Origin of the sequence: Paenibacillus sp. FSL L8-0470, assembly GCF_038008625.1 — a bacterium.
In the GTDB taxonomy this organism is placed as follows: domain Bacteria; phylum Bacillota; class Bacilli; order Paenibacillales; family Paenibacillaceae; genus Paenibacillus_AQ.
On record NZ_JBBOZM010000001.1, the window covers coordinates 318,669 to 336,941 of the forward strand.

Consider the following 18,273-nt stretch of genomic DNA (forward strand, 5'->3'; position numbering starts at 1 on the left):
AATTCATAAAAGAAGTAATGAAGTTGCTCATAGACATGGAGGAGAAACAAATGCGTAGAGGATTATCAGGGGTTATTGTTCTAATATTGTTAACGGTTATGATCAGTGCGTGCTCCGGGGGGAATAACGCAGCATCAACAAATGCAAGCCAGTCACCGGACGCCTCGCAGCAGCCTGCGGCAGGTGAACCCAAAGACGGCGGGAACCTGATTATCGGGGTGGCTTCCGATCCGGTAGTGCTTAATCCGAACTATGCAGGTGACCGGGTCAGCCTGACGATTGACCAGGCGCTGTATGCCCCGTTGTTCCAGGTTAATAACGGAGAGAAAACATTTTATCTGGCGGACAGCCTTACGCCTTCGGCCGATAATCTTACTTATACACTGAAGCTGAAAAGCGGGCTCACCTGGCATGACGGAGAGAAGCTGACAGCGGACGACGTAGTGTTTACCATTGACAGCATTTTGGATGAGGCACAGAACAGCTTCCTCAGAGCCAGCTTTGTTATCGGCGACAAGCCGGTCAAAGCGGTGAAGGTGGATGATGTGACTGTAGAATTCCAGCTGCCACAAGTCAGCCCGGCTTTCGAAGCTGCACTGGTGCAGGTGTTCCCGATTCCAAAGCATATCTTTGAGAATGAAACCGATCTGGAGAAAAGCACCAAAAACGCCTCTCCTGTAGGTTCGGGCCCATTCAAGTTTAAAGAGTATAAAGCCGGTGAGTATCTTACACTGGAAAGATTTGATAACTATTTCGGCGGTAAGCCGCACCTGGATTCCGTAACTTACCGGATTGCCAAGGATACGAACGCTGCCAACCTTGCCCTGCAGAATGGCGAGATCAACGTGCAGTACCTGGATCCAAAGGATGTAGCGACTATCCAGGCTACAAATAATTTTCAGATCCTGCCTTACAGTGAAGGCCGCCTGGCTTATCTGATGTTCAATGCCAACAGCGACACAGGTGTTCTGGCTAAAAAAGAAGTACGTCAAGCTCTGTCCCTGGCGCTTAGCCGTGATGAACTGATTCAAACGGCATACACTTCCAGTGAATATGCCGATCCGGCGAAGTCATTCCTGACTCCGGACGCGCTATACTTCACCAATGACGTGACTACGTATGACAATGATGTCGCCAAAGCAAAGGAACTGCTGGAGGCGGCTGGGGTCAGCAACCTCAAGCTGAGATATATTGTGCAAAGCGGCAACAAGACACAGGAAGCCATCTCCCTGTATGTACAGCAGAAGCTAAAAGCGGTCGGCGTAGAGGTTGAATTGCAGAATATGGATTCCTCAGCCTGGGTGCAGAAGTTTATTGACCTGAAGGCTAAGGACTACGAGCTGGCATTGACCGGATATATCATGGGATATGATCCCGATGCTTACCGCATCCTGTTCACTTCGGGCGCTTCCTCCAACTACTCGCATTATGCGAATCCAGAGGTTGACCAGTTGCTGAAGGATGGAGCCGGCGAGGCTGACACAGCCAAACGCGGCGAGATCTACAAGAAAGCACAGCAAATTGTTGCTGAAGATGCGCCGATCTACCCAATCGCTTATACTAAAACTGTTGTAGCCGTGTCCAACGCCTATGGCGGAATTGAAGAAGCTGTTCTGAAGCCTGTCGTTATTTTCGAAGATTTGTCCAAAATCTATTTGAAATAAAGCGCAGCGAAAAATAAGTACGGCAAAAAATAAGCTGGACATCCAGCTTATTTTTTGCTGATCAAGAGCTGGGAGAATATGCGTATGAGACAACTCATTTTTCGTAGACTGCTGCAAACGATCCCGATGTTGTTCTTCGTGTCGGTTGTCTGCTTTACGATGATCAAGCTGGCTCCGGGAGATCCGGTGCTGTCCTTTGTAACACCGAATATGCATGCCGATGATATCGAGCGCATCCGCCATAACCTGGGGCTGGATAAGCCGGCGTATATTCAATATTTTATCTGGATCAAAGAAATCGCCCAGGGTGACTTCGGGTATTCCCTGGTCAACCATCAGCCGGTATTGGATCAATTACTGGACCGTTTGCCGGCGACAGCCGGACTCATGGGCAGTGCGATCCTGCTTGCGGTGCTGCTGGCGATTCCCCTTGGCCTGATTGCCGGTGCGAACCGCAACCGCTGGGCCGACAAGCTGATTAATTTTATCTCCTACATCGGGATTTCGGTGCCATTATTCTGGCTGGCCATTTTGCTAATGTACTTATTTGCCATTAAACTGCATCTGCTGCCGAGTATGGGGATGCGTACGATTGGCGTGGAATCGGCGGTTGATGTGCTGAAGCACGGGATTTTGCCCTGCTCTGTTCTGGCTTTTGGTTTTCTCGCCACGTACGTGCGCTACATCCGCTCCAGCACTATCGGTCAGCTGAAAGAGGAATATGTGCAGATTCAGTATGCTTTTGGCTCGAAGAAGTCGACGATACTGTTTCGTCATGTTATGAAGCATGTGCTGCTGCCTGTAATTACGCTGCTCGGCATGTCCATGGGCGATCTGGTGGCAGGGGCGATCGTGACGGAGACGGTATTTTCCTGGCCGGGCATCGGGTCGCTGGGAATGACGGCAGTCAAGGGAATGGATTACCCGGTCATTATGGGGATCACGCTATTCTCTTCCCTGATGCTGATTATCGGCAATCTGGTGGCGGATATTCTCTACAGCTTCGTTGATCCGAGAATTAAATTAAAGGGGTGACCTCATGAATCGCAGTAAATGGAAAAATCTAAAATCGGAGCTGTTTACGAACGGTCTGGGTGTCGCCGCTCTCGTAATATTGATTGTATTTACCCTTGGAGCCATTTTTGCCTTCCTGTCCGGCTATGATCCCAATGCAATGGATGCGATGGCGAGACTAACTCCGCCGGGGGCCGCCCATTGGTTTGGAACGGATGATTATGGACGGGATTATCTGGCCAGAGCGTTGTACGGCGGCCGCGTGTCCCTGCTGGTCGGCTTCGCCTCGATGGTTGTGGCAACCGTCATTGGGGTAACAGTGGGCGTAATCAGCGGCTATTTCGGCGGCTGGCTGGATAATCTCCTGATGCGTATGCTGGACGTTATCATGTCGATTCCTTCCTTCCTGATTCTGCTGCTGCTCAGCGTGTTTCTGAAACCAAGCGTCAGCAATATTATCATCATTATTGCGCTCCTGATGTGGATGAATGTAGCCCGGGTTATCCGTGCGGAGGCGATGACGATCAAGGAACGCGAATATGTGCTGTACGCCAAGGCGTCGGGACAAAGCGCCACAGGCATTATCTGGCGGCATATTCTTCCCGGCCTGGTGCCGGTCATTATTGTAGGGGCAACGAACAATATTGCTTCGGCCATTATGATGGAGTCCTCGCTGAGCTTTCTCGGCTTCGGCGTACAACCGCCGCATGCCACCTGGGGCAGCATGCTGAACAGCGCGCAGGGCTATATTGCCCAGGCGCCTTACCTGGCGCTGTTTCCCGGGCTGATGATTTTGTTAACCGTATTGAGCTTTAATGTGCTGGGTGATATTTTGCGGGTTGGCTTTGAACCGAAGCTGATCCGGAGATAGGAGAGTGAAGACATCATGACGCAGAGGCTGCTGTCTGTTGAGGATTTGCAAGTATCGTTCTCTACCCGCGATGGGGAGAATCAGGCGGTCCGGGGAGTCAGCTTTCATATAGATGCCGGTGAAACTGTGGGAATCGTCGGGGAATCCGGCAGTGGTAAAAGTGTCACGGCCAAGGCGATTATGTCCTTGATTACACCTCCGGGCCGCATTACCGCCGGAAATATTGAGTTCCGTGGCGAGAGTCTGAACGGGCTCTCGGAGAAGCAGTGGCGCAAGCTGCGCGGTAACCGGATCGCCATGGTCTTTCAGGACCCGATGACCTCGCTGAATCCGGTCAAGCGAATCGGGCAGCAATTAACGGAAGTGATCCGCAGACACCGCGGATTGAATAAAGAAGCGGCTTATGCCGAAGCGGCGGACATGCTGCGCCAAGTGGGCATCCGTGATCCGGAGCAGCGGCTGAAGCAGTATCCGCATGAATTCAGCGGAGGAATGCGGCAGCGGGTGATGATCGCCATGGCGCTCTCCTGCCAGCCGGAGCTGCTGATTGCCGACGAGCCGACAACCGCGCTGGATGCAACGATCCAGGCGCAGATTCTTGACCTGTTTAAAGAGCTGAAGGGAAGATCGGAGACCGCTGTCGCGCTGATTACCCATGATCTCGGTGTGGTAGCTCAGGTCTGCACCCGGGTTATCGTGATGTACGGTGGGCTTATTATGGAAGAGGGGACGGTCCAGGATATCTTCTACCGCCCCCAGCATCCCTATACCCAGGGCCTGCTGCGCTCGATCCCGAAACGTGGCGGCGGCTCGCGCGAGCGGCTTATTCCAATTGAGGGCACGCCGCCGGATCTGCTGAATCCGCCGCCGGGCTGCCCGTTCATGGAACGCTGCCCGCATGCCTTTGCCCGCTGCAGCGAGCGGCCTCCGGTAACCGAGCTGTCTCCGGGCCACCGCTCCATGTGCTGGCTGGCGGAAGGCGCGCCGGAAGCTGCTGCAGTTCGTGCGGAAGGAGGGGAAGCCCTGTGAGTAAAAGCGATGTGCTGGTGGATGTGAACAATCTCAAGAAGCATTTCTCCAAAGGCAAAGATATGCGCGGACGCGACACCGCCGTGCTGAAAGCAGTCGACGGCGTCAGCTTCCAAATCCGCCGGGGCGAAACCTTCGGACTGGTCGGAGAATCGGGCAGCGGAAAGTCGACGGTAGGACGCTGCCTGCTCCGGCTATATGATTATACAGGCGGCGGGGTGTCATTTGACGGCCAGTCGCTCGGCTCTCTTAGCGAGAAGCAGCTAAAGCCTTTCCGCAGACGGATTCAGTCGATCTTTCAGGATCCGTATTCCTCGTTGAATCCCAGTCTGAATGTGCTGGAGCTGATCAGCGAGCCGATGAAAATCCATGGCGTGCACCAAGGTGAAGAACGCAAAGAAGCGGTGGCCTCGCTGCTGGAGAAGGTAGGACTCAAGAGAGATCATTTGTACCGCTTCCCTCATGAGTTCAGCGGCGGCCAGCGCCAGCGGATTTCCATCGCCAGAGCGCTTTCCGTGCGCCCTGAATTTGTCGTCTGTGACGAGCCGATTTCGGCGCTCGACGTCTCCGTCCAAGCTCAAGTCGTCAATATGCTGGAGGATTTGCAGTCCGAATTCGGACTGACGTATCTCTTCATCGCCCATGATCTGTCGATGGTCCGGCATATTTCCGACCGGATCGGCGTCATGTACGGCGGACGCCTTGTCGAGGTTGCGGAGAGCGATGAGCTGTACGACAACCCAATTCATCCGTATACCAAAGCGTTGCTGTCTTCCATTCTGGAGACTGACCCAATGAAGGTGAATCAGAGAATTCATCTGGACGGCTTCTCTGTCTCGCGCGGCGAGGGTGAAGCCGTCAAGCTGCAGGAAGTGAGCCCAGGCCACTTTGTGGCCTACGACTTCGCGGAATAAAGGGCAGCTGTGCTATGATTTGAAATAAGGATAGGCTGAGTTAATGGTGTTATTACTGGAGGGAGGTCATACAATGACAGAAACATCGGGCAAAGTTAAATTATCGCAATGGGATGCGCTGCTGCTGGAATCGCTGCGGTCCTTGGGTTGGGAGAGCGGGCAACTGCTCGGAATAACCTCCGGTGGAGAGCTGCCGGTGGACGAGAGTGAATTCCATTTTGACTATCAGCAATTGGCAGCTTTCGCTGCGGAGCAGCCGGAGGAGTACCGCCGTGCGGTAACGGATGGCTACCAGATCAAGTACAATACCATTCGCGGGATTCGCAGCTGGATTGCTGTAGCCCTCGGCAAAGAGGCGAAGCTTGAGCTGGAGGAAGGCAAGGAAGCGGTGGAGGTGGCTCTGTTGGACACTGAGAAAAGCCGTCTGGAAGCGGTGCTCTCCTTCGGATGGCAGATGATTTCTGGACAGGCTGAGGCCGGAGTATACCGGATCGAGCCGATCCAGCGGTAAACGGGGTACAAGGCATTCATAAAGTTTTATCGACATCAGAGAAGATTGTGCCCGGCGCTCTGCCGGGGCAATCTTTTTTTGTTGAAATATAATATGAAATAGAAACGTTAATCCGGGCTAGGAGGGGAATCAGTGTTACAATCGAAAAGCGCTGGTGTTACAGGATGGGCAAACGCTAGTATTCGGAGATAAGGTGCTGACGGCTATGTTGCGCCGGGGCATACGGGTGATGGACTGTGCAACAGGGAGCTGATAGAGAAGGAGCTGGCTGAAACTGCCGGTCAGACTTGAAGACCGGAAACGCAGTTTAGAGCCAGCTCCTCTTTCAAGCCGTTTATAGATTGAGCTGGATCTTGCGGGTGTTGAGCACACCTTCGAGTCCGGTAGGGTCTGTGCTTATCTTGCGGGTGACGAAGGCTTCCGCCTGTTCCGAGGTGCGGATCCGCAGCGGCTTGGTTTCCATATGCACCAGGTCCCACATGACGTCCGCTACAGAAGCAGCGGTCTGCGGCACCACGTTCCGCTGCAGGAATGTCGCGGTATAGGCATCAAGAACCGGCTTATATTCGTCCTCCAGAATTCCTCCGGTGTCGGCTACATGACCGAGCACGGTCTTGTTGAATTCAGTGGCGATGGCTCCAGGCTCAAGCAGCGTGACATCAATATTGAACTGCGGCTTGTAGTAGGTAGCCAGACTTTCCAGCAAGCCCTCCACCGCGAACTTGCTTGCGCAATAGATCTCGTTCATCGGCTGGCCAACCAGTCCGCCGACGCTTGAAGTGGCTACAATGTGTCCATACCCGGTGCGGCGCAACAGCGGCAGCGCGGCCCGAATCGTATGCATGACGCCATATACGTTAGTGTCGAACACCTTTTGAATGTCCTCCAGCGGTGCTTGTCCAAGCGCCCGGAGATAGCCAAAGCCCGCATTGGCAAACAACACATCAAGTTGGCCCTGCTCCTGATCAATCCGCTCGATCACAGCCTGAACCGATTCCGGCTTCGTAACCTCCAGCTCCACAAAATGAAGATTGCTCTCTCCACGGTACTGTTCCTGATCGCGTGCGGGGTTTCGTGTACCAGCGTAGACGATCCAGCCTTCACGTGCGAACTTCAAGGCCGAGGCCAGGCCAACTCCGGATGAGGCTCCGGTAATACAGATGATTTTTCCCATAAGATAAAGACCTCCAGTGGCAGAAATAATTCTGCGGATTTAGCGATTATTTTCCACATTATAGCATAATAAAGGCTCGGCTATGATAAGTTGACATAAAGTTTGTATTTCCGCGTAATTTAGAAGCCCTCCAAGTTGCTATAAGTGATTTCATTACTGTAGACTATAAGTAAAAGTCCTAATTGCAAGCGAATGGAGAGGAACAATGGAAGTATTCAAGCGTTACTACGCGAATTTAACAGCCCGGCGGTTTTTGATTCTGGCGCTGATCGCACTGTTGCTGTACAGTATTCGAGACATGCTGAATTTGGTGCTGCTGACGTTTTTGATTGCTTATGTAATGAACAGCTTTCAGGTATTGCTGACCAAGCGGACCAGTAGATTTGTTAAGGTGAACAGTAAGGTTATTATTATCATCTTATATCTCGCTTTAATCAGCATGATCGTGATGGCCCTCGTCAAATATCTGCCCAAGGTTTTTGAGCAAATTAAGCAATTAACCAATTTTCTCAGCACCTTAACCTCTGAAGATATTCCGCAGAATGAGATTATGCAGTATTTATTTAACATGCTGAAGGATTTGAACTATGAGTCCTATATGAAGAGCGGCATTGATTATGTGCTCAAGATCAGCAATTGGGGCACAACCTTCGTATTGTCAACCATTCTGAGCTTTGTTTTCATCCTGGAGAAGAACCGGATTGTCAGTTTTACCTCCCGCCTGAGAGAGAGCAAGATTTCCTGGTTCTATGTGGAGCTGGAGTATTTCGGCAAAAAATTCATCTCCTCCTTCGGCAAAGTCATTGAGGCCCAAATTCTGATAGCATTGTTCAATACTTTCTTCACGGTCATCGGGCTGTGGATTCTTGGCTTCCCGTACCTCTTCGCGCTGTCGATCATGATCTTCATGCTCAGTCTGATCCCGGTTGTAGGCTTTGTCATCTCCCTGATTCCGCTCTGCATTATCGGCTATAGCATCGGCGGGCTGGAAATGACGATCTATGTGCTGGCGATGATTGCAGTACTGCATTTTGTAGAAGGCTATTTCCTCAACCCGAAGCTGATGTCTTCCAAAATGAACCTGCCGATGTTCTACACCTTTATCGTGCTGCTGTTCTCCGAGCATTATATCGGCGTATGGGGACTTATTCTCGGCATTCCGATCTTTGTCTTCTTCTTAGATATTCTGGATATTACCCGGGAGAAGCAGGTACCTCTGGATATTGAAGCGAAAAAGATTCAATAACCTGTCAGATTCCTTGCGGCACAATAAAAAAGTGGCATTCCTACTTAACGAAAGTTGGAATGCCACTTTTTCTTTGTTCAAATTGTTATGTAGTTCCTGTTAATCAAATGAGGTAAGAACGCTTTGAGCCACAAGTTCGCTGAGTTCGGCTTTCTGAGCGGTATATTGCTCCGAACTAATGCTTCCGCTTGCCAGTCTGGCATCAAGCTGTTGGGTTAGCTGGGCAACCTGCAGGTGAATCACACTGTCAATATTCCCGCCGTTTTCTACAGCGATATCATGTAAGGACTTCCCGTCATAGAGTGCCTCGTACAGCTCCTCGTCGGAGGATTGATTCAGTGCCTCCAGTAATTCATCTTTGTCTGCCACATTGGTAGAAGTGGACCATTTGGCGACCGGAGCGGCTGCGGCTGCAGCTGGCTTGACCCAAGTGGTTCCTCCGAAGGACATGGCTACAATCATCGTTCCGACAATCATCACCCGTTTAATGTTCATGCGTTTAATGTTCATATCTTTTATATTCATCAGTGTCATCCTCACTTTAAGTGTAATGTTATATCAATCAAGGGGCGTAGGTTACGGTAATTAGGACTTTAGCTTAAGCTTATTGTAAACGGTGAAGCTGAGGCTAAGCTTAAGTCTGGTTTAAGATAACCTAAAAATTGGGCTCCTGACGGATACTACGTTTAAATTGGCAAGCGGGTTCGTTTTTTTGGAAGCAGGCAAGGATTTTGGTCAAACAGGCGAACAAAGGTATACTACAACTAGAACAATTGGCCAAGAAATAATTAAACCGGAAGCGTGAAGGTGAACCGAAGATGGCTAAAAAAGTGCTTGTTGTCGATGACGAGCCGGGCATTGTTAGTGCGATTGCCTATGCGCTCCGCCGTGAAGGTTACGAGGTGGACACCGCCGCTGACGGCGAAGAGGCGCTTGGCAAGGTGTTGACCTTCCGGCCGAATGCCATGGTGCTGGATGTGATGATGCCGAAGCTGAGCGGATACGATGTATGCCGCAGGCTGGAGAACCGGAAGGACATCGGGATTATTCTGTTGACCGTCAAAAATGATATCGTTGATAAAATCGTCGGCCTGGAGCTGGGTGCGGATGATTATATGACCAAGCCGTTCGAAATCCGTGAGCTGCTGGCCCGTGTCAAGGCGCTCTTGCGCAGGCTGGACAAACAAGGCGGAGAGACTCCGGGCGAGATTATCGAATATGGGGCGCTGCGCGTGTATCCCGGACGGCGAAGCGCCGAGCTTGACGGGCAGCAGCTTGAGCTGACGCCAAAAGAATTTGATCTGCTGCTTCTCCTGCTGTCCCACCCGCAGCGTGTCTATATGCGCGAAGAGCTGCTGGAACAGGTATGGGAAATGGATTACGCCGGAGGCACGCGTACGGTGGACATACATATCCAGCGGCTGCGCAAAAAGCTGGGTGAGCCGTACCAGAATGTGCTGCAAACCGTCTATGGGGTCGGATATAAAGCCATTCCTGCCGGGAGTTACCCATGAGGATCAGCATCAAGCTGAAATTCAGCCTGTTCCTGGCCGTACTGCTCATTCTGGCTGTAAGTGTGCTGAGTTATTTTGTGCTGCAAGGTGTAGCAAGGAACCAGCAGCTGCAGGCTGAAGACTACCTGGACCAGCATGTCAAAACAGTGAATCTGCGGGTGAAGCAGACATATTATACGGGTGCCCGTCTCGAGCCGCAGGCATTCATGCAGCAGCGGGGCAGATCACTGGCTGTGGAGCTGGCCGGGTTCACCGGCCTGGAAGTCACACTTTACGATGCGGCTGGGCAGGTCGTTGGCAGCTCGGTCCAAGGAGAGACTGCCCCGGCAGGGCAGGATGTCTCCGGTGCGCTGGCTTATGCGTTGCAGAATAAAATTGCCTACCAGAACGCAGCGGATGATAAGCTGCTTTATCTGGCTCCTGTGCAAGGACCGGAGAAGCAGATGGGTGTTGTGCAGCTGCAGTATTCGCTGAAGAGCGCCCAAAGCTTCCAGCAAACCTTACAGAACCTGTTCCTGACGACCGGTGCGGCGGTGCTGGTGCTCAGCTTCATCGTCGGCTATCTATATTTCAACCGTGCCGCTGCGGCGATCGGGCGGCTTAAGAAAGCGGCGGAGTCGATCCGCCGCGCCGAATATATCTCTGCTCCACCAGTAAAGCGGAAAGATGAGCTGGGCGAGCTGGCTGAAGGCATTTACTTCATGAGCCGCGAGATTGAGAGCAGCATTGCCGCGAAGGATGAGGAGCAGCGCAAGCTGCAGCTGGCCGTCACCAAGCTGCAGGCGCTGGAGCAGCAGCAGAAGCAGTATATCGGTAATATCAGCCATGAATTCAAGACGCCGCTGACCTCTATAAAAGCTTATGTAGACCTGCTGAATATGTATGACGATGATCCCAAGCTGTTGTTTGATGCCAAGCTAAATATTTCCAAAGAAACTGAGCGGCTGTATGAGATGGTTGAGAAGGTGCTGCAGCTGACGGCGCTGGAGAAATACGATTTCGAGTCACAGGCAGAACTGCTGGAGGTGGCTGGGAGCCTGGAGGATATTTGCGGGCGTATGAACGGCAAGGCGGAGCGCTACGGGATTACGATTACGCTGGATGCCGAGCCCGCCCATATCTGGATTGATAAGGAGAGCTTTATGCATATCTTTATCAATCTTCTCGACAATGCGATCAAATATAATGTCCCGCAAGGGAGTGTTCATCTTCATAGCGGGGTCCGGGACCAGCGGGTATGGATCACCATCAAGGATTCCGGTATCGGGATTCCATCCGAAGCCCGCGACAAGATTTTTGAACCCTTCTTCACAGTCAACCGTGACCGTTCCAGAGCCTCAGGCGGGACTGGCCTGGGTCTATCCTTGGTGCGCAATCTGGTGGAGAAGCAGAACGGAACCATTACCCTGCTGGAGACAGAAGGGGAAGGTACGGCATTTGAACTGTCTTTTCCGAGGGTCACTTAATTTACAATTTGGAAACATCCGGAGGCGCTTTGGAAACACTCTTCCGGTATGCTTGGAGCAACTTAAGCTTGTAGGGGGAACGATCATGGCTGCAAAGATAGGCGGAAAGCCGGGCAAGGCGGCGCTGTTTCTGTTGTGCACGGCAGTACTGTTGTGCACGGCGGCTTGCAATACGGGCGAAACGGAGTCCCGGCAGGTCATAGAGAAATCCGGCCAGAAGATCACCGTTCTGGACAATACCAGCGAATCGGTTTACACGAAGCTGGAGCTGGAGGGCATTGATAAGGTGGAGAATGTCCGTGGAATGGATTTTGTCAGTGAAGACAGTCTCGTTGTGGATAAGGAGAATCGCCAGCTTCCTGCGCAGACGGTTGAGGGACAGAAACGTTATCCGCATAATCTCTATCTGCACAACCTGTCCACGGGTGAGGATACTCCGCTCCTGGTAGGGGAGAAGAATTACGGCTCGGCCCTGCTGTCTCCCGACAAGAAGCATCTTCTCTACAAAGAGTTGGAGGATTTCACCGGCTTTGGCTACATTATGAATCTGGAGACCGGAGTATCCGTAAAGGTGGACGATACGCAGTTCAGGAGCGAAGAGGGGAAATGGATTGATAACGGGCAGATTCTTTTTCCTGATATGGAGGGCAACATCCTAAGAGTCGATCTAAAAGGTGATCAAGAAATTGTGGTTAAACCCGGTGCGGTGTATGTTCATGAGGTGGTGCAGTCGGGAAACCTGGTCTATTACGTCACAGGTGAAGAAGAGGAGTTGAACGCTTATAATACCGAAACGAAGCAATCCAAGCTGCTGAAGAAAAGTGTCATGTGGGTCATTCCTTCACCGGACGGGAGCAGGCTGGCTATTGTAAAACGGACCAAGCCGGGAGAGATGGTCCTGGTTCTCTGCGATACGGAGGGCAATGAGCAGTCAACACTAGCTTCGGCGCAGCAAATATTCGGAACCAGCTGGTCCCCGGACGGCAGCAAGCTGGCTTATGCATTGACTGCCGGAAACGCTGCTCCGGGCCAGGATGGTTTATTTATCACCGAAGTGGAAACGGGCGAACAAACACCGGTTCTGGCTGACATTGAAGTGGCCGACCAGCTGCGCTGGAGCCCTTCCGGGAAGAAGCTGCTCGCTTCTTCCGGTATTTTGAAGGATAATGCTTACCAGTTCATAACTTACGTGATCCGGTTAACTTAATATGAAGGACGGGGCATCCTGAGGGATGCTTTTTATTTTCTTCAAATCCTCACTTGACAGGTTGGTTTAAAGGGGTTTATGATTACTGCAATAATTCACCAGTCATTAAATGAACAGTGAAATAATTAACTGAGCCGATTGGACCGCCAAAGGCTCCCGCATGATCTCCCTATGGGGGAGTGTGCCGGGAGTCTTTTTTTGTTGGCTGATGGAGGGGAAGTAGGGAGAGCATGACGGAAGAACAATGGGAGAAGCTGGAAGAGGCGGATTATCTGTTCCGCAAAATGGTGCGCAGGTTTGTGAAGGAGCGTGACCGTGTAAGTGTTGCGGGGATTACCTTGCCGGGTATGCTGATTCTGCACAAAATCATCCGCGAGGGTGAGCAGCGGCTTGGCGATCTGGCCGGGCAGCTCGATTTCACCTCCGGTGCGATTACTGCACTAAGCGATAAGCTGGAGGCCGGCGGGTATACAGTGCGCAGGCGCAAGGAAGATGACCGCAGAACCGTATTACTCGATATTACAGCCAAGGGCAGGGAAGTGGCCGAGCGCAACAGCAACATCGGGGCCCGATGTATCACGCTTCTGTTCGAGGGCTTCACGGAGGAGGAGCTTGAGCTGCAGAGCCGCTTTTATGAACGGATCATCAGCAATCTGGAGGGATTCTCGGATACGCTGCTGGAGCTGGCGCAGCAGAATGCCGAGCCCCCCGTTCCTGCCAGCCCTGAACTGAAGCCGCCGAGAACCGCGACAGAGAGCAAATATCTTAGTTACTGAGAAAATAATGTCTATGCTTCCGAAGACAGTTTTGTTCGAAGTGACTCAGGAAGTGTATACACACAAAACTTAAGCAAATGCTTCCGAAGACAGTTTTGTTCGAAGCCGATTCAGGAAGCCAATATACACAAAACTTTAAGGAGAGATGATTATGGGACATTCAACAGTTTATCCAACAGGAGCAACAGTGTACAATCCGGCCAAGGCGTGGAGCGGCTACACGGTATTTCAGGCGGGTGAAGAAGGTGTAGTGCTGATCGACATGAACGGCAAAGAGGTTCATCTGTGGCAGGGGCTGCTTGGCTTTCCGGCCAAAATCCTCCCCGGAGGTTATGTACTAGGCAGCACGGGCCGGAGAGATCCGAAGTTTGGCATTCAGGATAATGTGGATCTGGTGCAGGTCGATTGGGATGGCAATATCGTCTGGAAGTACAACAGCTATGAGCATATTGAAGATCCCGGCTATGAGCCGCTGTGGTATGCCCGCCAGCACCACGATTACCAGCGGGAAGGTAATCCGGTCGGCTATTACGCTCCGGGGCTTGAGCCTAAGGTAAGCAGCGGCAAGACATTAATTCTCGCCCATAAGAACCTGCACAACGAAATCATCTCCAACAAAGAGCTGCTGGATGACACCATTCTTGAAGTGGATTGGGAAGGCAAAATGATCTGGGAGTGGAAGGCCAGCGATCACTTTGCTGAACTGGGCTTTGACGAAGCGGCCCGTAATGTCCTGTTCCGCGACCCTAACACGCGTTCTTTCGGCAATCTCGGCGGCGGCGTAGGCGACTGGTTGCATATCAACTCTGCATCGTACGTGGGGCTGAACAAGTTCTATGATAATGGAGACGAACGGTTTCACCCGGATAACGTCATCTGGGATGCCCGGGAAGCGAACATCATCGCGATTACGGACAGGAAAACAGGTGCTATTGTCTGGCGGCTCGGACCGGACTATTCTCTCCCTGAAGTGAAGCATATTGGATGGATTATCGGCCAGCATCACGCTCACATTATTCCAAAAGGGCTGCCGGGTGAAGGCAATCTTCTCGTATTCGACAACGGCGGCTGGGGCGGTTACGGTCTGCCGAATCCGGCATCATCTTTCGGGCAGAAGAATGCGGTGCGCGATCACTCCCGTATCCTGGAGATTGATCCCGTAACGTTAGAGGTCGTATGGCAATACACTTCGGCAGAGGCCGGATTCTCAGTTCCGACGGATTCCTATAAATTTTACAGTCCTTATATCAGCTCGGCCCAGCGGCTAGCCAATGGAAACACGCTGATTACAGAAGGATCGAACGGCAGATTGTTTGAGGTTACTGCGGAGTATGAGCTGGTCTGGGAGTATGTCTCGCCATTTACCGACCGCCGAAACACGAATATGGTCTACCGTTCCTACCGGCTGCCGTATGCATGGGTGCCGCAATTGGAGGAGCCGAAGGAAATTGCGATTGAACCAATAGATGTGACCACCTTCAGAGTGCCTGGTGCAGCGCCGAAGGGCTCGGATTCTGTAGTAAGTGTAGCGACAACCCTGCCGTTTGTAGAAGGAGCTGCTTGTGTGGCTACCGCTGATGAGAGCGCTGTTCAGAGAGCGAGATAGATTAATTCGAAAATGAAGAGGTGTGTTTACTTGAAAAAATCCTGGTATGGTTCTGCTTTTCTGCTCTTATCCTTATCTTTCGTAATTTTTATGTCAGGCTGCAGTTCCAAGGGGGATGCCGCCGCGTCTGAGGGATCATCCGGCAGCAAGGAGAAGACCGTGAAAATCAAGATTGCCGACACGAATTCCAATCCGACCTTCCGTGTAGCTCTAAATAAAGGTTTCTTCAAAAATCATGGAATCGACGCGGAAATTGTCAACTTTGGCACCCCCGCAGAGGGTGTGAATGCTCTTTTCATCAAGCAGGTGGATGTAGCCTACGGCGCTGACTTCCCGCTGCTGAACGCTATTTCCAAAGGCGAATATTCGATTATTGCTTCTGCCGGTCTGGCTACCGATCAGGCTGCGGCGGCTTGGAAGCTGTACGTGAGGGATGAGATCCAGAGTGCCGCCGATCTGAAAGGCAAGAATCTTAGCTTCCTGCGCGGAACCTTCCTGCCGTATCTGTGGGATGAATACCTGAAGGAGCAGGGCATCGCGTTAAGTGATGTGAAGCTTACCGGGCAGGGGGCTTTTGACGAAGCCTTTATTGCCCTGAAGCAAGGAGATATTGATGCCACCTGGGTCATCGGTTCAGCATTGGAAGATAAGCTGAATGCCTTGGAAGGTGTACACCAGTTAACTGACATGTCCAAAACTCCAGTGCGGCTGGGTACAGGAATTGTGGCCGGCAATGAACTTCTGGAGGCAAAGCCGGATGTGATCGGAGGATTCCTGGCGGCTGTTGCTGAAGCGTCAGACTATGCCCAGGAGCATCCAGATGAAGTGGCGGATCTCATGTACGAGGAAGTGAAGCAGCCGAGAGAAAATACGCTGAAGGATCTGCCTGTAAACCCATGGGAGGTTGGTTTTACACAGGCTGCCTATGACAGCTTGGCAGGCCAGAAGAAATACATGGTCGAGACGGGGATCATCGCACAGGATTTTGACCTGGACAGCAAGCTCAATCTGGAGCCGCTGAAGAGGGCTTTGCCGGATGCAGTAACCTACGGCAAATAACATGCTCTTATGAAGCGGGTTCTGAAGCCAGTTCTGACCAAGGCTGACCGAGGAGCCCTATGCATACAAAACTTTTAGGAGGTGTCCATATGGCCTTAACTGCCAAGCAGAATGCCATTCATATCGAGCAGCTTCGCAAAAGCTACAGCGAGCCTGCAGCCGGAGACGTCCATTACATTATCAAAGATGTGAATCTGGTCATTAAAGGCGGGGAGTTTTTTGTTCTGCTCGGACCGAGCGGCTGCGGGAAATCGACGCTGCTGAATATGATTGCCGGGTTTATCTCCAAATCCGGAGGAAACCTCAGAGTGGACAATGTTGAAGTGGATAGACCCGGCCGGGACCGCGCAGTTGTATTCCAGCAGGCAGACTCCTCCTTGTTCCCGTGGCTGACGGTGCGTGAGAATGTGGAATTTGGGCTGCGGATGAAAAAGACACCGAAGCCGGAGCGGTGCACAATTTCGGACCGCTATATCGGGCTTGTCGGATTGAAGGGTCATGAGGAGAAGTATCCCAAAGAGCTCTCGGGCGGCATGAAGCAGCGGGTGCAGCTGGCACGCGTGCTTGCGAACGATCCTGCCATCCTGCTGATGGATGAGCCGTTCGGTGCGCTGGATGCGATGACACGGCGGACGATGCAGAAGGAACTGGTCAATATTTGGCGTGAGACGCACAAGACTATTATTTTCGTCACCCATGATATTCAAGAGGCGCTGCTGCTCGGTGAACGGATCGGCATTATGTCCGTAGGTCCATCCTCCAATATTACGGATATTTACGACAACACGCTCTCCTATCCGCGAGATGTGGCATCACCGGAGTTCTACTCGCTGTACAACCAAATTCAAGGCCATTTCGAAGAATAGGATAGGGTGTGAAGCATGATGAAATGGATAGAGAAAAAATGGGTCTCCGTCACTTTGCTGTGGTTGGCCGCACTGGCGATCTGGCAATTGGGTGCAGTGCTCTATGGACCTGATGTGATCCCCGGACCGTGGGCTACACTTAAAGGCGGGCGGGAGCTGATTAGTGACGGTACCTTGATGAAATATATCGGCATCAGCTTCTACCGGGTGCTGGTCGGCTGGGTGCTGGGCAGTCTGATTGCTATCCCTGTAGGACTTGTAATCGGCAAAGTCCATGTAATCCGTATTTTTGCGGAGCCGTTTCTGAATTTTATCCGTTTTATTCCGCCGATCGCCTTCATTACGCTGTTTCTGGTCTGGTTCGGCATCGGAGAGCAATCGAAGATCGCGCTGATCATGTACGCGACATTTTTTATTGTGGTGTTGAATACGCTGACCGGGGTGGTGTCTGTGGAAGAGGATAAAATCCGTTCGGCACGCAGCATGGGCGCAAGTGAATGGCAAATTCTGCTGCATGTTATTGTTCCGGCTACGACTCCGTATATTTTTACCGGCGTACGTCTGGCGATGGGAGCCTCCTACATGGCGATTATCGGTGCTGAAATGATCGCTTCGAACGAAGGCGTAGGCTATCTGATCTGGAATTCGCGGCTGTTTTTCCGCACGGACTGGATTTTTGTTGGGCTGTTCTGCCTTGGATTTATGGGCTTTTTCACCGACCGGTTGTTCAACTGGTTCGGCCGTAAGGTGCTGTATCGCTACGGTGTGGTCAGCGTGGCAGTGCGGAAGCGGTAGCTATTCTATTTCCTTCATATTGAATCTTCAAACAACCGCCCAGTTTCTCCGGGCGGTTGTTTGATCTTCTATAATAATGACGAATAGGCGGGGTTACGGGCGGTCAGCCGTTCCTTGGCTCCATATGGAATGGGCCGACAGGACAATAAATGAAGCATACAGGCTGAGCAGGAACCACTCATGAAAATGATAGGCAGGCAGTGCAGTCAATAAAAGCCCCGCAGCATTAAAGACAATAAGCCGTACGGCCAATAACTTACAGAGCTTGGTCAGGATGAAATTTATTACACTCACGATCAGATTATAAAAATATATAAACAGAAAAATACCGAGAAAATTAAACCCCCAGGAGAACCCCAGCGGGGACTCATCGTTAACTGTCGCTCCTATACCTGCGAAAACTGCACTAATTCCAAGGGAGAGATAGACTGTATTCAGAAATAACTCTTTGTACGCTTTATTCATTTTCAGTTCCTCCGGAAGATCGGAATCTAACTTTCTGTAAATACTGACGCAGTGAAGTGATATAAGTTTCATCTGGACACTTACACCCTATCTGGA

General features: G+C 51.6%; 18 protein-coding genes. 15 read left to right on the forward strand and 3 right to left on the reverse strand.

Annotation, left to right across the window (positions count from 1 at the left end; all coding sequences use genetic code 11):
- The first annotated feature begins 50 nt into the window (after window positions 1–50).
- The 6 genes from NST99_RS01500 (at window position 51) to NST99_RS01525 (ending at window position 6,003) form a co-directional block, all read left to right on the forward strand.
- Window positions 51–1,664, forward strand: a complete 1,614-nt coding sequence (locus NST99_RS01500) for an ABC transporter substrate-binding protein (RefSeq protein WP_341089283.1) — start codon at window positions 51–53, stop codon at window positions 1,662–1,664.
- An 84-nt stretch (window positions 1,665–1,748) separates the two neighbouring features.
- Entirely contained in the window at window positions 1,749–2,699 is a 951-nt protein-coding gene (locus NST99_RS01505) for an ABC transporter permease (protein WP_341089286.1), read from the forward strand.
- Between the two features lie 4 nt (window positions 2,700–2,703).
- Entirely contained in the window at window positions 2,704–3,549 is an 846-nt protein-coding gene (locus tag NST99_RS01510; protein WP_076114552.1) for an ABC transporter permease, read from the forward strand.
- Window positions 3,550–3,564: 15 nt separating this feature from the next.
- Window positions 3,565–4,578, forward strand: a complete 1,014-nt coding sequence (locus tag NST99_RS01515; RefSeq protein ID WP_341089287.1) for an ABC transporter ATP-binding protein — start codon at window positions 3,565–3,567, stop codon at window positions 4,576–4,578.
- Window positions 4,575–5,492: an ABC transporter ATP-binding protein gene (locus NST99_RS01520; protein ID WP_341089288.1), complete on the forward strand. Its 918-nt coding sequence runs from the start codon at window positions 4,575–4,577 to the stop codon at window positions 5,490–5,492. Before NST99_RS01515 ends, NST99_RS01520 begins: the two co-directional genes overlap by 4 nt.
- Window positions 5,493–5,565: 73 nt before the next feature.
- The gene (locus NST99_RS01525; protein WP_341089290.1) at window positions 5,566–6,003 is read left to right on the forward strand and encodes a hypothetical protein; all 438 of its coding nucleotides are present in this window, start codon (window positions 5,566–5,568) and stop codon (window positions 6,001–6,003) included.
- A 334-nt stretch (window positions 6,004–6,337) separates the two neighbouring features.
- Here the strand turns inward: NST99_RS01525 and NST99_RS01530 are convergent, their stop codons facing one another.
- Window positions 6,338–7,177, reverse strand: a complete 840-nt coding sequence (locus tag NST99_RS01530; RefSeq protein ID WP_341089291.1) for an SDR family oxidoreductase — start codon at window positions 7,175–7,177, stop codon at window positions 6,338–6,340.
- A 205-nt stretch (window positions 7,178–7,382) separates the two neighbouring features.
- Here NST99_RS01530 and NST99_RS01535 point away from each other — a divergent pair, with 205 nt between their 5' ends.
- A complete protein-coding gene (locus NST99_RS01535) occupies window positions 7,383–8,423 on the forward strand; it encodes an AI-2E family transporter (RefSeq protein WP_038584955.1) in 1,041 nt (346 codons plus the stop codon).
- A 99-nt stretch (window positions 8,424–8,522) separates the two neighbouring features.
- Here NST99_RS01535 and NST99_RS01540 read toward each other — a convergent pair whose 3' ends face one another.
- Complete coding sequence (locus NST99_RS01540) at window positions 8,523–8,948, reverse strand: hypothetical protein (protein WP_341089292.1); 426 nt, start codon at window positions 8,946–8,948, stop codon at window positions 8,523–8,525.
- Window positions 8,949–9,241: 293 nt separating this feature from the next.
- Here NST99_RS01540 and NST99_RS01545 point away from each other — a divergent pair, with 293 nt between their 5' ends.
- The 8 genes from NST99_RS01545 to NST99_RS01580 all read left to right on the forward strand — a co-directional run bounded on the left by NST99_RS01545 (window position 9,242) and on the right by NST99_RS01580 (window position 17,712).
- Window positions 9,242–9,937 carry a response regulator transcription factor gene (locus tag NST99_RS01545; RefSeq protein ID WP_341089293.1) on the forward strand — a complete coding sequence of 232 codons (696 nt, stop codon included), beginning with the start codon at window positions 9,242–9,244 and terminating at the stop codon, window positions 9,935–9,937.
- The gene (locus tag NST99_RS01550) at window positions 9,934–11,403 is read left to right on the forward strand and encodes a sensor histidine kinase (RefSeq protein ID WP_341089295.1); all 1,470 of its coding nucleotides are present in this window, start codon (window positions 9,934–9,936) and stop codon (window positions 11,401–11,403) included. Before NST99_RS01545 ends, NST99_RS01550 begins: the two co-directional genes overlap by 4 nt.
- An 85-nt stretch (window positions 11,404–11,488) precedes the next feature.
- Window positions 11,489–12,610, forward strand: coding sequence for a TolB family protein (locus NST99_RS01555; protein WP_341089296.1), 1,122 nt, complete (start codon window positions 11,489–11,491; stop codon window positions 12,608–12,610).
- Between the two features lie 230 nt (window positions 12,611–12,840).
- Window positions 12,841–13,386, forward strand: a complete 546-nt coding sequence (locus NST99_RS01560) for a MarR family winged helix-turn-helix transcriptional regulator (RefSeq protein ID WP_341089297.1) — start codon at window positions 12,841–12,843, stop codon at window positions 13,384–13,386.
- Window positions 13,387–13,537: 151 nt separating this feature from the next.
- Window positions 13,538–14,992 carry an aryl-sulfate sulfotransferase gene (locus NST99_RS01565; RefSeq protein ID WP_341089298.1) on the forward strand — a complete coding sequence of 485 codons (1,455 nt, stop codon included), beginning with the start codon at window positions 13,538–13,540 and terminating at the stop codon, window positions 14,990–14,992.
- A gap of 30 nt (window positions 14,993–15,022) precedes the next feature.
- Complete coding sequence (locus NST99_RS01570; protein ID WP_341089299.1) at window positions 15,023–16,051, forward strand: ABC transporter substrate-binding protein; 1,029 nt, start codon at window positions 15,023–15,025, stop codon at window positions 16,049–16,051.
- 89 nt (window positions 16,052–16,140) lie between these two features.
- Window positions 16,141–16,917: an ABC transporter ATP-binding protein gene (locus tag NST99_RS01575; RefSeq protein ID WP_341089300.1), complete on the forward strand. Its 777-nt coding sequence runs from the start codon at window positions 16,141–16,143 to the stop codon at window positions 16,915–16,917.
- 18 nt (window positions 16,918–16,935) lie between these two features.
- Window positions 16,936–17,712: an ABC transporter permease gene (locus NST99_RS01580; RefSeq protein ID WP_341097517.1), complete on the forward strand. Its 777-nt coding sequence runs from the start codon at window positions 16,936–16,938 to the stop codon at window positions 17,710–17,712.
- A 93-nt stretch (window positions 17,713–17,805) separates the two neighbouring features.
- Here NST99_RS01580 and NST99_RS01585 read toward each other — a convergent pair whose 3' ends face one another.
- A complete protein-coding gene (locus NST99_RS01585) occupies window positions 17,806–18,177 on the reverse strand; it encodes a hypothetical protein (RefSeq protein WP_341089302.1) in 372 nt (123 codons plus the stop codon).
- Between the last annotated feature and the right edge of the window lie 96 nt (window positions 18,178–18,273).

Coding starts and splice junctions, on each gene's coding strand:
- NST99_RS01500 (WP_341089283.1), top strand. CDS start 51: ATGCGTAGAGGATTATCAGGGGTTATTGTTCTAATATTGTTAACGGTT.
- NST99_RS01505 (WP_341089286.1), top strand. CDS start 1,749: ATGAGACAACTCATTTTTCGTAGACTGCTGCAAACGATCCCGATGTTG.
- NST99_RS01510 (WP_076114552.1), top strand. CDS start 2,704: ATGAATCGCAGTAAATGGAAAAATCTAAAATCGGAGCTGTTTACGAAC.
- NST99_RS01515 (WP_341089287.1), top strand. CDS start 3,565: ATGACGCAGAGGCTGCTGTCTGTTGAGGATTTGCAAGTATCGTTCTCT.
- NST99_RS01525 (WP_341089290.1), top strand. CDS start 5,566: ATGACAGAAACATCGGGCAAAGTTAAATTATCGCAATGGGATGCGCTG.
- NST99_RS01530 (WP_341089291.1), bottom strand. CDS start 7,177: ATGGGAAAAATCATCTGTATTACCGGAGCCTCATCCGGAGTTGGCCTG.
- NST99_RS01535 (WP_038584955.1), top strand. CDS start 7,383: ATGGAAGTATTCAAGCGTTACTACGCGAATTTAACAGCCCGGCGGTTT.
- NST99_RS01540 (WP_341089292.1), bottom strand. CDS start 8,948: ATGAATATAAAAGATATGAACATTAAACGCATGAACATTAAACGGGTG.
- NST99_RS01545 (WP_341089293.1), top strand. CDS start 9,242: ATGGCTAAAAAAGTGCTTGTTGTCGATGACGAGCCGGGCATTGTTAGT.
- NST99_RS01550 (WP_341089295.1), top strand. CDS start 9,934: ATGAGGATCAGCATCAAGCTGAAATTCAGCCTGTTCCTGGCCGTACTG.
- NST99_RS01555 (WP_341089296.1), top strand. CDS start 11,489: ATGGCTGCAAAGATAGGCGGAAAGCCGGGCAAGGCGGCGCTGTTTCTG.
- NST99_RS01560 (WP_341089297.1), top strand. CDS start 12,841: ATGACGGAAGAACAATGGGAGAAGCTGGAAGAGGCGGATTATCTGTTC.
- NST99_RS01565 (WP_341089298.1), top strand. CDS start 13,538: ATGGGACATTCAACAGTTTATCCAACAGGAGCAACAGTGTACAATCCG.
- NST99_RS01575 (WP_341089300.1), top strand. CDS start 16,141: ATGGCCTTAACTGCCAAGCAGAATGCCATTCATATCGAGCAGCTTCGC.
- NST99_RS01580 (WP_341097517.1), top strand. CDS start 16,936: ATGAAATGGATAGAGAAAAAATGGGTCTCCGTCACTTTGCTGTGGTTG.
- NST99_RS01585 (WP_341089302.1), bottom strand. CDS start 18,177: ATGAATAAAGCGTACAAAGAGTTATTTCTGAATACAGTCTATCTCTCC.